At 60.4% G+C, this 13356-nt stretch carries 12 protein-coding genes; 5 read left to right on the forward strand and 7 right to left on the reverse strand.

Going from position 1 to position 13356, the window contains the following annotated elements; translation table 11 throughout:
* Window positions 1–78 precede the first annotated feature (78 nt).
* From DW037_RS06585 to rnd, 6 genes are all read right to left on the reverse strand, one after another.
* A complete protein-coding gene (locus DW037_RS06585) occupies window positions 79–1257 on the reverse strand; it encodes an acetate/propionate family kinase (RefSeq protein WP_117583927.1) in 1179 nt (392 codons plus the stop codon).
* Between the two features lie 147 nt (window positions 1258–1404).
* The gene (locus DW037_RS06590) at window positions 1405–1740 is read right to left on the reverse strand and encodes a histidine triad nucleotide-binding protein (RefSeq protein WP_035137921.1); all 336 of its coding nucleotides are present in this window, start codon (window positions 1738–1740) and stop codon (window positions 1405–1407) included.
* A gap of 49 nt (window positions 1741–1789) precedes the next feature.
* Window positions 1790–2056 (reverse strand): exodeoxyribonuclease VII small subunit, encoded by a 267-nt coding sequence (xseB, locus tag DW037_RS06595; protein WP_006234311.1) that lies wholly within the window; start codon window positions 2054–2056, stop codon window positions 1790–1792.
* 42 nt (window positions 2057–2098) lie between these two features.
* Window positions 2099–3550, reverse strand: a complete 1452-nt coding sequence (xseA, locus tag DW037_RS06600) for an exodeoxyribonuclease VII large subunit (RefSeq protein ID WP_370448161.1) — start codon at window positions 3548–3550, stop codon at window positions 2099–2101.
* A gap of 115 nt (window positions 3551–3665) precedes the next feature.
* Complete coding sequence (locus DW037_RS06605) at window positions 3666–4370, reverse strand: zinc metallopeptidase (protein ID WP_117855647.1); 705 nt, start codon at window positions 4368–4370, stop codon at window positions 3666–3668.
* A gap of 64 nt (window positions 4371–4434) precedes the next feature.
* Window positions 4435–5568: a ribonuclease D gene (gene rnd, locus DW037_RS06610; RefSeq protein WP_118373026.1), complete on the reverse strand. Its 1134-nt coding sequence runs from the start codon at window positions 5566–5568 to the stop codon at window positions 4435–4437.
* A 98-nt stretch (window positions 5569–5666) separates the two neighbouring features.
* Between rnd and DW037_RS06615 the strand changes: the two genes are divergently transcribed.
* From DW037_RS06615 to DW037_RS06635, 5 genes are all read left to right on the forward strand, one after another.
* Complete coding sequence (locus DW037_RS06615; protein ID WP_118373027.1) at window positions 5667–6584, forward strand: diacylglycerol kinase family protein; 918 nt, start codon at window positions 5667–5669, stop codon at window positions 6582–6584.
* Between the two features lie 410 nt (window positions 6585–6994).
* Window positions 6995–8797, forward strand: coding sequence for a C69 family dipeptidase (locus DW037_RS06620; RefSeq protein ID WP_158571952.1), 1803 nt, complete (start codon window positions 6995–6997; stop codon window positions 8795–8797).
* A 408-nt stretch (window positions 8798–9205) separates the two neighbouring features.
* Entirely contained in the window at window positions 9206–9775 is a 570-nt protein-coding gene (locus DW037_RS06625) for a hypothetical protein (RefSeq protein WP_118373029.1), read from the forward strand.
* A gap of 212 nt (window positions 9776–9987) precedes the next feature.
* Window positions 9988–11739 (forward strand): ABC transporter ATP-binding protein, encoded by a 1752-nt coding sequence (locus DW037_RS06630; RefSeq protein ID WP_118373030.1) that lies wholly within the window; start codon window positions 9988–9990, stop codon window positions 11737–11739.
* Window positions 11732–12478 (forward strand): energy-coupling factor transporter transmembrane protein EcfT, encoded by a 747-nt coding sequence (locus DW037_RS06635; protein WP_118373031.1) that lies wholly within the window; start codon window positions 11732–11734, stop codon window positions 12476–12478. Before DW037_RS06630 ends, DW037_RS06635 begins: the two co-directional genes overlap by 8 nt.
* Window positions 12479–12603: 125 nt before the next feature.
* On the opposite strand, the gene DW037_RS06640 is transcribed toward DW037_RS06635, so the two are convergent.
* Window positions 12604–13350, reverse strand: coding sequence for an aspartate/glutamate racemase family protein (locus DW037_RS06640; RefSeq protein ID WP_233542294.1), 747 nt, complete (start codon window positions 13348–13350; stop codon window positions 12604–12606).
* Between the last annotated feature and the right edge of the window lie 6 nt (window positions 13351–13356).

Genomic DNA, 13356 nt, shown 5'->3' on the forward strand with positions numbered 1-13356 from the left:
AGCTATCAGGCATATCGCTCAACGAGACGAAAGAGGGGCTGAACGGCGCTCGGTCGTCCAGCCCCTCCCCTCTTGCAATTACTTGCCGTTGACGATGCGCTCGACGTCGGAAGCGATCATGAACTCCTCGTCCGTGGGGATGACGAAAATCTTGACCTTGGAATCCTTGGCAGACAGGCACCAAGCGCCGTCACCACGCAGGGCGTTGCGGGCATGATCCATCTTGACGCCCATAAAGGCCAGGCGGTCGGCAACGCCGGCGCGGACGGCCGGAGCGTGCTCGCCGATGCCGGCGGTAAAGACCAGGGTGTCCATACCGCACATAGAAGTGGCCATCTCGGCAGCCTTGGCGGCAATCTTGTAGACGAACATATCGAAGGCGAGCTGAGCCTCGGGGTCGCCAGCGGCAGCGAGCTCCTCGACATTGCGGCAGTCGTTGGTCTTGCCACCGGTCACAGCCAAAAGGCCGGACTTCTTGTTCATCATCTCGTCAACCTCGTCGAAGGTGTAGCCGCCCTCGCGCTGCAGGTAGCACACGGTAGCCGGGTCGATGGAGCCACAGCGGGTGCCCATCATGACGCCGTCAAGCGGGGTGAGACCCATGGTGGTGTCCATGCACTTGCCGTCCTCGATGGCGCACAGGGAGGCACCGGAACCGATGTGGCACACGACGACCTTGCGGGCCCCGCCGTTGGTCATCTCGGCGACCTTCTTGGAGATGTAGCGGTAGCTGGTGCCGTGGGCGCCGTACTTACGAATGTGCAGCTTGTCGCAAACATCCTTGGGCAGAGCGTAAGTCTTGGCGACCTCGGGCATGTTGAAGTGGAAAGCGGTGTCATAGACCGTGACGTTGGGCAGGTCGGGATACTGCTCCAGGCAGTACTCGATAACGTTGGCCTCGGGGTTATTGTGCAGCGGGGCGAGCGGAGCAACCTCGCGGATCTTGGCGAGGACGTCCTCGTCGACGAGGGAGGAATCACCGAAGTACCAACCGCCCTGAACGATACGGTGGCCGATACCCTCGATCTTGACGCCGTTGGCCTCGAGGTCCTTCAGAACGACCTCGATGGCGACCTTGTGGTCGGGGAACTCGATGTTCTCGGTCACCTTCTTGGAACCGTTGGCAGCGTGGGTGAAGGTACCGCCGGTAAAGCAGACGCGCTCGCAGGAGCCCTTTGCGGACACCTTGTGGGACTTGGTATCGATGACCTGATACTTAAGGGTCGAAGATCCTGCGTTGACGACCAGAACGTTCATGTGTCTCCCTACTAACAGGCGGTGTGGCGCCGCCAGGTTACATACGCTTCAATAATAAACCCAAACGCCCTCGCGCTCGGGTTTATTGCGTTGATATATAAGTTATCGGTGCTTGAGCTTCCGTTTCATTGCAAGGAAGAAGCGCCCTCAGATGAGGTTCTCGCCCAGGTTTTTGCCGCCGAGGACGTGCATGTGGAAGTGCATGACGGTCTGGCCGGCATTGACGCCCTTGTTGGAGATGACGCGGAAACCGTCCTCCAGACCCTTGGCCTTGGCGACCTCCTGGATGGCGTGAGCCATGGCGCCCATGGTCTCGGCCGGCACGTTGTCGGCGATGTCGCTGTAGTGCTTCTTTGGGATCACGAGCGTGTGGACCGGCGCCTGGGGGTTGAGGTCGTCGAACGCGATGACCTGGTCGTCCTCATAGACAACGGTCGAGGGGATCTCGTGGTTGGCAATTTTGCAGAAGATGCAATCACACATGGCTGGTTCCTTTCTCACAGACCAAGGTAATTATATTTGGTCGGGATGGTTAGAACGAGAGGTTGTCGTCCGTGTTGGCGGCTTCGCCGTCGGCGAGCACGTCGTTGCCGTCGACGTCCTTAAGGAGCACCGAGACCTTCTGCTCGGCATCGGACAAGCGGGTGCGCAGGCTTTTGAGGAGCTCGACGCCGCGGGTATAGCTCTCGAGCGACTCCTCGAGCTCCATATCGCCCGACTCCAAGCTGCGGATGATGAGCTCCAGCTCCTGAGAAGCCTGCTTGTACGTAAGCTGCTCAACCGGGGTCTTCTCTGCCATATCTGTTTCCTTTCCTAAGGGTCTATCACTGTGAAACGCGGCCTACTCGACCGTATCGACCGTTGCCGACACGGTGCCGTCCGCCATGCGCACGCGAATGGCGTCGCCCGGCTTAAAGGTCTTGGCGGTCGTAGCCACGCCGTCATCGCTGTACGCGATGGAGTAACCGCGGGCAAGCACCTTGAGCGGCGACAGGGCATCGAGCGAAGCCGCCGCTCGGCCCAGGTCGGACGCCGGCCTGCTGAGCATCGTGCGCCCCTGATGCTCTAGACGGGAGCTTGCGAGCATGAGCGCATGGCGCTTGCCATCGAGCCCCGAGGTGCTTGCGATCAAGCGCTCGGGCAGACGCTCGAAGTTGGAGCGGAAGGCCCCAACCGAGCGCGTTATGACGCCAGACAGACGATCGGCCGTCAAGGCAAGCTCAGACTCGCGACGCTCGACCATAAACGTTGGGTCGTTGAGGCACGGGCGGCACGCGGCTGCATCGAGCGCATCGCCCAGACGGGCCGTATAGGTATCCCAGGCGCGGCGACCGCGCTGATCGAGCATCTCCAGGTCGACCTGATCCGACCCGATCATCGAAGCCATCGCGGCGCCCAGACGCTGATGGCGCGTCTCGAGCACGTCGGCCAACTCCGTCATAGCCGGCGCCACCGATTCTGCCGCTGCCGTTGGCGTGGAGGCGCGACGGTCGCTCACCATGTCGCAGATCGAGGTATCGGGCTCATGCCCAATGCCCGTCACCACGGGCACGGGACAGGCCGCCACCGCACGGGCAAGCCCTTCGTCGTTAAAGGTCATAAGGTCTTCGAAGGAGCCGCCGCCGCGCACCAGCAAGATACAATCGGGCGCCGGCGTAATGGCGGCGGCGCGGCGCAAGCCTTCAATAAGCTCCGCCGGCGCACCCTCGCCCTGGACCTTTGCACCCACGCAGACAAGCTCGACGAGCGGGTTGCGACGGCGCAGCGTACGCTTGACGTCGTCGATTACGGCGCCCGAAAGCGAGGTGACGACCGCCACGCGCGAGCAAAACACCGGGATGCGACGCTTGCGTGCCTCGTCCATCAGGCCCTCGCGGCGTAGCTTTTCGGCCAACTGAGCCACCTGCTGACGCAGCAAGCCCTCCCCCGCCAGCGAGAACGAGCGGGCAACGAAGCTCATGCGACCCGTAGGCTTGTAGAGATTGAAACTGCCCCTAAAGCTCACCTGCATGCCATCACGCAGATCGAAGGTACGCTTAAGGTAGGCGCCCTTCCAGATGATGCAGTCGACGGCCGCCGAGTCGTCCTTGATTTGGAAGTAGCAGTGGCCGCTTCGGGCATTGGGACCGCGGAAACCCGTGACCTCGCCCAGAACGCTCAGCTGCGGAATGGCATCGAGCGCACCGGCAGCGATCTCCACCGCTTGGCTCACGCTGAGCTCTTTGCGCTCCTGCTCGTCCGATCCGTCGAACTCGGCGGAAACGGCATTGCCGGTTAGATTCCAGCCTGCCACGCAGCCCCCTTTCGTCATCGTGCACATGGGCTCCGGCCCTGCGCTAATTCAAATCCAACACATAGTACAGCGCCGCGGGGACACAAATCCCCGCGGCGCCCGTCGGTCCCACTTGTTATCGGTTGGAGTTTCTGTTGTAACGAGCCATAAGGTAGAGCAGCTGAATAATCGAGGTGAGTGCCGCAGCCACATAGGTAAGCGCGGCTGCCGTCAGCACTTTTTTGGCACCGTTGACCTGCTTGGAACTCATGCCCGACTGCTCGATATACGCCACGGCGCGTCGGCTGGCATCGATCTCAACCGGCAGCGTAACCAGCTGGAATAGCACGCTAAACGAGAAGAAGATCAGCGCGAGGGTCGTGAGCCCTGCTATGTTCATAAACAGGCCCATGAGCAGCACGATGGTCCAAGTGTTCTGGGTAAAGTTGACGACCGGCACGAGGGCGGTGCGTACCTTCATCATGGCATAACCGCTTTGACGCTGGGCGGCATGGCCCGCCTCGTGGCAGGCGACGGCAACGCTTGCGACCGACCCGCCAGAACGGTTGGCATCCGACAGATACAGGTTGTTGTCCTGCGGGTTGTAATGATCAGTGAGCTCACCGGCGACGCCCTTGATACCCACGGCGTTGCAACCGTTGGCGTCGAGCATGCGGCGAGCGACCGTGGCACCCGTGTCGCCGTCCGAGCGAACCTTGGACCAGGTCTTGTACGTCGAGTTGATATAGCTCTGCGCAGCAAGGCCAAGCACTGTACAAACAAGAACAACCAGCAGGTACAGCGGGTCGATGCCAAAGCCGTAACCATAATAATAGGGCATGCGAATTCCTTCGAATCGAGTTACACGTTGGAGGCATTCTACCCACTCAAGCGGCTAGGCTTCCTTATAGCAATTCAATTTTGCCATCTTTGACCGTCAACCCCATATTGCCCGAGAGTAGATCGTCCAGGCGCGAGCCCACAAGCTCAAAACGCCAACCTTCGCGCAGGGGGCTCTGCTCGGGATGCTCGATGTAGTCGGCCAGGTCGTCGCGCGAGGCAATGACCGAGGTCGCCACACCCGAACGCTCGGCAACCAAGCGGATAAGCGCATACATAAGGTCAGTCACGCTCTCCAGCTCCGGCGAAATCTGGCGATGCCCGCGCACCATGAGCGGCAGGCGATCGTGCGGGCAGCTCGCGCCGCGCTTGATGGCCATCAACGCACCGTCCACATCGCGCTCCCCCAGCTGGTCGGTGCCGCGGATGCTGCGGAACTCCTCAACGCGCACGGGATTGCGCTTAACGAGCGCCAGCAGCGTATCGTCGGACATGACCCACTTGCGTGGGATGTTGCGGCGCTCGGCGCGGTCCTCGCGCCAGGCGGCGAGCTCGCGCGCAATGCCCAGCTGATGGCGGCTGCACGAGTTAATGCGCTTGACCTTGCGGAATGCCTCATGGCGGTCGGCGCGGTAGTGCGACTCGTCGGCCAGCGGGCGCAGCTCATCGAGCACCCAATCCACACGACCCAGCTCGCGTAGGCGGCTCATCATCTCGGTATAGGCAACGATCAGATACTTGACGTCATCGATTGCGTACTCAATCTGCTTATCGGTCAGCGGACGGCGCGACCAATCGGTCAGTGACTCGGTCTTGGGCAATGAGACGCCGCAAAACGTCTGCACGAGCGCGCCGTAGGAAATCTGCTGGCGCTCGCCCAAAAAGGCGGCGGCCACCTGCGTGTCAAAAATGGGACGCGGCAGCACGCCCACGGTATGGAGCATAACCTCCATATCCTGTGAGCAGGCGTGGAAGACCTTGGTCACGCTCTCATCGCCCATAAGCTCGGCGAGCGGCGACAGGTCGTCGATCACCAGAGGATCGACCGCGACGCTCTCGGCGGGGGTGGCAATCTGGACCAAGCACAGGCGCGGGTGGAACGTGCGCTCGCGCAAAAACTCGGTATCGACGGCAATCGCCTCGAACTCGCGGGCGCGCTGGCAAAAGTCGAGTAGAGCCTGATGTGTGGAAATGTACATATCAACCCATCGAATAAGGTTAGGCCCGAAAAACACGGGTAGGATATCGGCATTGCCCTACAACTATACTCGGTTAGTCACAGAACGGGAACGTAAGTATGCGCTGCCTTATCATCCACAACCCGGCATCGGGCCCCAGCTCAGATGAAATCTTCGCATTCACGCACGCCCTTGCACAGGGTGGCGACGAGGTCGTGATGCGTTTTATCGGCGATGGCATGGAACCCGAGGACGCCGTGGCAGACGTGCGCGAGTTTGATCGCGTGGTGATTTCGGGCGGCGACGGCACCGTCTCCAACGTGCTCGACCAAATGCGCGGATGCGACGTCCCCACGCTCGTCTTCCCCTCCGGCACGGCCTGCCTGTTCTTCAACAACATCGGCAATGCCCCTGAGGCCGCGGCACTCGCCAAGGCCTGCCGCGTCGGCCGCACCGTCAAGGCGGATATGGGTGAGCTCTTTTGGCTCGACGAGAACGGCAACGAAAAGCGCCACGGCTTTATTATCATCGCCGGCTCGGGCTACGACGCCGAGATCATGATGAAGGCCGCCCCCACCAAAAACGATATCGGCGAGATCGCCTATTTCCTGTCGGCGCTCGCCACACCCAACCCCACGGTGGCGCACTTTACGATTGAGCATGACGGCATTGTCGAGGAGCTCGATGGCATCTGCTGCATGGCCGGCAACACCTCGGTCATCCAAAACGACATCAACCTGTTCCCCGATTGCCGCATGAACGACGGCATGGTCGACATCGCGGTCATCGAGCCCGTAAAAACCGTGCAGCTGCTCCCGACCGTGATCACCGCCGCACTCGACCCCGCCGGCAAGGTGCTCGGCCGTCCGCAGTTCAAGATCATCCAGACCAAAGAAGCCAAGATCACCTGCACCCCGTCGCTGGGCATGCAGTTCGATGGCGAAATCATCTCCAGCAACTCGGGCGTCTTTGGAGCCCGCGCGCTTCCGCAATGCCTCGACCTCATCGTCGACGAATTCTCCCCACTCGGAAAATAGGAGGACCCAATGAACGACAATCCCCTGCTCGGCTTTATCGTCATCGTTCTGGCCATGCTCATCGGCTATGCGATTAACGTGATCCACCGCCGGAAGAAGTAATTCCACATTGGTATGATATTCATCCAATCATCGTCTCCCCCGTTGTTTATGCATTTGCCAAACAGCGGGGGATTTTTCTTTGCGCCCCGTGCAAGGTGCTTTATTCAGGTAGAGTAATTGCAGGGTGCCTTTATTTAAGTAAAGCTACATAATGAGTATTCTTATCCGTTCATCGCATATTTTAGGACGCTCATCGAGTATTTCATCGAAATAGATGAATACTCTTTAGACTTCCTATAGGCTAATAGATGTATTTATTAGCTGAGATTCCACATAGCTTTGCGGGGTCTCAACAGTTGGGAGGGATCATGAGGTTTACTCATCCCGTCAACACGCTCAAGAAGCTTGGCTGCAGCCTTGCATTCGGAGCAGCGGCCATTATGGCCATGCCGACCTCGGCGCTCGCTTGCACCCAGATCTACATGGGCAGCAAACTCACGGCGGACGGCAACACGTACTACGGCCGCGCAGAGGACTTTAGCCCGCGCTATATCAAGCACTTTGGCATTGAGCCTGCGCACAAGGACGGCAGCGAGTATAGCTCGCTCGAATCAGGCTTTGAGTACAAGTCCAAGGGCGCGACCTACCGCTACACCTTCGTTCGCGACAACCCCTCTCAGTGGGAAGATCGCTATGACGCTTATTCCGAGGCTGGCATCAACGAGAAGGGTGTCTCCTGCTCTGCCACGCTGAGCACCTCCTACAACGAGAAGGCTGAGGAGGCCGACCCCATTACCGAGGAGACCGGCATCGGTGAGTACAATTACGCCAGCGTCATCCTGGGCGAGAGCGCCACGGCCCGCGAGGGCGTCGAGCTCCTCGGTAGCCTGGTCGACGAGCAGGGCATCTGCACCAACGACCAGGTCATCATCGCCGACAACAACGAGACCTGGCTGTTCGCCGGACTTTCTGGCCATCAGTGGATTGCCATGAAGCTCACCGACGACATCGCCTCGGTCAACCCCAACATCGGCAACCTTAACTACAAGGTCAACCTCGACGACACCGAGAACTGCCTCCACTCCAAGGGCATCGAGTCTATGCCTAAGGAGAAGGGCTTTGCCGAGTACACCGACGGCAAGTTCGACGTCGCCAAGACCTACGGCGAGGAGATTGGCGAGGCCGGCATGCACCAGTGGTCGCGCTATATCCAGGGCCGCAATTACTTCATGGCTCCGCTTGCTGAGGGCACCGACTACGAGATCGTCAAGGACGAGCGCGAAGACGCTCGCGCGACGACCGGCGCCCTGATCCACGAAATGCAGCCGCTGTTCTTCCAGCCCGGCAAGTCCGACTGGAACACCTTTGAGATGATCCGCAGCTTTGCCACTCGTGGCGAGAATGTCGCCGGCCTCAACGCCAACACCGACGGTGCCTATGCCATCGGCTCCAACCGCAACACCGAGATCCACACCTTCCAGATCCGTCAGGGCATGGACCCCGAGATCGCGACCATTCAGTGGGAGATGCTCTCCAACGCCGAATTCTCCGTCGCCATCCCCTTCTACTCCGCACTGCTCACCGAGGTCAGCCCCTACTTCAGCGATCAGGATGTCTCCTTCGATCACTGCGAAGAGGAAGACGTCGTGAACAACGAGGAGCCCAAGAACTCCATCAACTACGTCCTCATGGACATCAACACACTCGCCTATGAGAACCGCGACCACTGCGCCACCGGCGTCCGCGCCTATCTCGACGCCCTGCAGAAGGAACTCATCGAGCAGAACCTAACCGTCGACGATGCTATGCAGGCCACTGAGGGCACCGAGGCCCGCACCGCCCTGGCAAACAAGGCCGGCAAGGCTGCCACCAAGAACACCTACCTCAAGTGCAAGGCTATGCTCGAGGAGATGCGTGACTACCTCAAGGAGGAGGATTTCTCCGAGGAGTTCGTCCCGAGTGACTACGATGCCGACAACGACTGCCTGGTCGAGTCCATCACCTACGCCGACGAGGCCCTCTCCGATGAGGATGTAGCCGAGCCCGAGGTCAAAGAGGAAGAGGCCACCGAGGAGAAGTCCGAAGGCAACAACATGGCTGTCATGGCCGTTGGCGCCGTCGTCATCATCGGTGTCTGCGCCTACGTGATCTATCGTCGCAAGAAGGCCTAAGGCCCTCATGTCCTAGCTGAGCGGGCAAGGCAGCGATGGCAGCCTCGCCCGCTCAGCCCGCTCTTTTGACCGGCGGGAAACCCGCCTGAAATCTTTTTAAAAAAGATTTCCCCGCACACACTTCGCTGTGCTATAGTGCAGCGCAACAGCAACTAGGTGCGACCGTGCCACGGCATCACGAAAGGAGCCACCAACATGAAGAACACGATGAACTCTCTCAACAACTGGTGGTGGCGTGATGCGAATACGATCGGTCGACAGTGAGTCCCTCACGCCTGTTTTTGCGCTCTAGGTGATTGGAAGGCCTCCGGTTTCGACCGGGGGCCTTTTTCTATCTCGAGCCCGATCGCATTCGCATCACGCGCCTCCGCTTTTCTCTTGCACTCCCATTCCGAAAGGATTTTCACCATGTCTCAGAACACCACCGCCGCCCAGCCCCGCACCGTCCAGACCGCCGACCGCGGCAAACTCGATGTCCGCGCCCTCGTCCTGCTCGCCATCCTGCTCGCCGCCGGCTTCATCCTCAACTTCACCGTCGGCAAGGCAATCTCGGGCATCTCGGGCGGCATGATCAGCCCCGAGTTTATCATCTCGGCCTTCTGCCTCACCATCCTGGTCGTTCGCCCCAACATCGGCCAGGCGCTCGTCATTGGCCTCATCTCGGCTGCCGTGATCCAGATCACCACCACCTCGCCGTTCGTCGATTTTGCCGCCGAGGGCATCGCCGCCATGCTCATGGCCGTCATCGTCAACGCTGCCAAGGACGGACAGGTCAAGTCTGCCGTCGCCATCGTCGCAACGTTCGTGACCACCTTTGTCTCGGGCGTCATCTTCATGGTCATCAAGATGGCCATGCTCGGCGTGGTGGGCGAGCTCGCCGCCGCCATGCTGCCCGTCGTCGCCATGACCGCCGTCTTTAACGCCATTCTGGTCGGCGCTCTCTACTTGCCCATCCAGAAGGCCCTTAGGCTCAATTAACCCGCTCGGCTTTACGAGCCACCCCATCTTGGCGTTCATTCGTCGCTCGCGTACCCAAGTACGCTTCGCTCCTCTTTCGCGCCAACCTGGAGCCCCTCGTAAAGCCGTCTCCGCACTCCACCAACAAAGACCGTCCCAAACGACTAGCTTTTGGGGACGTTCTTAAACGACTAGTCATGTAAGAACGTCCCCAATGACTATGAAAGGTATCCATGGAAACGATCATCAACGTCGACGATGTCTCGTTCTCCTATGGCACGCAGACCGAGCAGGCGCTTAGCCACATCTCGCTCAGCGTGAACAAGGGAGATTTCATCGGCATCATCGGGCCCTCGGGCGCCGGCAAGTCCACGCTTTCCGCCTGCCTGTCGGGCGCCGTGCCCCACCACTACACCGGCACGTTCTTTGGGTCCGTCATGGTTGACGGCCACGACACCTGCGAGGTCTCGCTCACCGACGTATCGCAGATCGTCGGCAGCGTGCTGCAAGACATCGACACGCAGATGGTCGCCTCCGTGGTTGAGGATGAGATGCTCTTTGGCCTCGAGAACTTTGGCGTGCCGCACGACCAGATTGAGCAGCGCGTCACCGAAACCCTCGAGACCGTCGGCATCAGCGACCTGCGCGACCGCGAGATCGCCACTCTCTCGGGCGGACAGAAGCAAAAGGTAGCCATCGCTGCCATCCTCGCTATGCGTCCGCGCGTCTTGGTTCTCGACGAGCCCACCGCGGCACTCGACCCCGCCAGCTCCACGTTGGTCTTCGAGACGCTACGTGAGGCAAACCGCGCGCTTGGAATCACCATCGTCGTCGTTGAGCAAAAGGTAGCCCTGCTTTCGGAGTACTGCAATAGAGTGTTGGTGCTCAACCAGGGCGAAATCGCGCTGCAGGGCGAGCCGCACGAGGTTTTCGCGTATACCGATGAGCTGCGCACAATCGGCGTCGACTGCCCGCGCGTCACGCGTATCTTCAATAGCCTCCAGGCCGATGGCCTGGTAAGCGGTACCCCTTGCTTGGATGTCGATGAGGCCGCGCGCCTGATTTCGGGCATCGTCGACCCCGCACACGCAAGCAGCGACATTCAGGCACCCGCCGGCTCACCGCACGCACCGTCGTTGCGCCCGCACGCCAAGGACGCCGAGCCCGTGCTCACCTTCGACCATGTTGAGTTTGCCTATCCCAATGGCGGCGCCGCCGTCCACGACCTCAACCTGACCCTCTATCCCGGCGAGCTCGTGGGCATCGTCGGCCAAAACGGTGCCGGCAAGACCACGCTCACCAAGCTGCTCACAGGCCTGCTTAAGCCCGCCTCGGGCAGCGTGCGCGTCACGGGACTGGATACCGCAGCCGTTCCCACAAGCCGTATCGCCCGCGAAGTCGCAACCCTCTTCCAAAACCCTGACCGTCAGATCTGCAAGGACACTGTGCTCGACGAGGTCGCCTTTGGCCTGGAGCTTGGCGGCATGGACCGTGCCGAGGCTCTGCGTCGTGCCCAGCTCGTCATCGGCCGCTTTGGCTTGCCAGCCGACGAGGCGCCCTTCTCGCTTTCGCGCGGTCAGCGCCAGATGGTGGCACTCGCCTCTGTCGTGGTCGTAGAGCCCAAGATCGTCGTGCTCGACGAGCCCACGAGCGGCCTTGATTACCGCGAGTGCATGACCGTCATGGAAACGGTGCGCACCATGGCCGAGCGCGGTTGCGCCGTTATCATGGTCTGCCACGATATGGAAGTCGTTTCGGATTTTGCCGAGCGCATTGTGGTAATGGCCGACGGTCGCATCCTCGACCGCGGCCGCACGCACGAGCTATTCTCGAACATCGATCTCATGCGGCGTGCCTACGTGGAGCCTCCCCAGGTTATTGAACTCTCGCGCCGTCTGGCATCTTCCGTCTCGCCCGCTTTTGCGCAGGTGAGCGAGGTCACCGATGTCGTTCGAATTACCAAGGAGATGGTCCACCGTGGTTAACGTCATCGACTACATGCCGGGCGATACGCTACTGCATCGCCTGAACCCCGTCGTCAAACTGGGCCTCGCCGCCGCCATCATCGTCGGCATCTTCTTGTCCGACACCCACGTAGCGCTGCTGGGCTTTTTGGCACTCACCCTTGCGCTGGGTGCCTATGCCGGCGTCGTCGACCGTCTGTTCTCGCTGCTCAAGTTGCTGATCCCGCTCGCGCTTATCATGCTGGTGCTCCAGCTGGCCTTTATGCGCGATGGCAACGTGGTGTGGGGCTTTATCACCGACACGGGCCTCATCACAGGATCGAAGGCCTGTCTGCGCCTACTGGGTGTGGCGTTACCACTCATCCTCATGCTCATGGTGACCAAGCTCAACGACCTTGCCAACGCCTGCGTCGAGGTGCTGCACGTACCGTATCGCTATGCCTTCACCTTTACCACGGCGCTGCGCTTTGTGCCGGTGTTTGGTCAGGAGATGAACGCCATCATGGAGGCGCAGACCGCACGCGGCGTCGAGTACGACACCAAGAACCCCATCAAGAAGCTTAAGCTCATGCTGCCGCTGTGCGTGCCACTGCTCATCTCGAGCGTGGGCAAGACCGATGCCACAGCCTTGGCGGCAGAACAGCGCGGCTTCTATCTGCGCACGCGCGCCAGCTCGTACAAGCGCTACCCCATCAAGGGCCTGGACATCGCCGTGCTCATCGTCAGTATCACCCTCATCGCCATCGGCTTCCTGTTCTAGTTCACCACCGACAGCAACCGCCCAACGCAAAAGGCCTCGGCTCGCACCAAACGAGCCGAGGCCTTTACTGTTTCACCAGATAAAACCTACCAAAATAAACCTGTCCCTTTTTGGCAGGTCGGAAGCTAGAGGCGGTAGGGGGCGCCGCTGCGGATGATGGATTCGCGCACCAGGACATCCATGGCATCGAGGGTGATCTCGGGCATCTCTCGATACTTCTGCAGCACCGATAGCTCGGTGCAGGCCAGAATGACACGGTCGCAGCCGCTACGGGCGAACTCCCACATCACGCGGTCGAACTTATCCATATCGGGCTCACGTCCGGCTTTCACATCATCGTAGATAAGCGACATCACATCGTTCTGACGTTTCTCGCTGGGATAGACGACCTCAACACCCGCAGCCTCGCATTCGCGGCCGTAGACGCCCGCGCCCACGGTTCCGTCGGTGCCCATAATGCCAATCTTGTGCACCGGCTCGGCCGGCATACTCAGGTTGGGGTCGAACTCGCACTCCCCCATCACCGCACCCGCAAGGGCATAGCGCACCGACTCGCGCGGCATGTGGATAATCGGCACCTTCGTAAACGACTGGATCTGGTCGTAGAAGTAGTGTGACGTGTTGCAGGGAATAGCTATGTGCGCGCAGCCCAGCGACTCGAGCGCTTGGGCGCACTCCTTCATAGTCGCCAGCAGCTCGGCATGGTCACCGGTCTTGATGGCCAGCGTGCGGTCGGGCATGGTCGACTTGGAAAGCACCACCATGTCGATATGCTCCTGGTCGCACGTAGCCGCCGTATGGCGTACTACCTGGTCGTAGTAATACGACGTGGCCTCGGCGCCCATGCCGCCGATAACTCCCAGCTTTTCCATCGCCGC

The organism is Collinsella sp. AF39-11AT (genome assembly GCF_003474585.1).
Classification (GTDB): domain Bacteria; phylum Actinomycetota; class Coriobacteriia; order Coriobacteriales; family Coriobacteriaceae; genus Collinsella.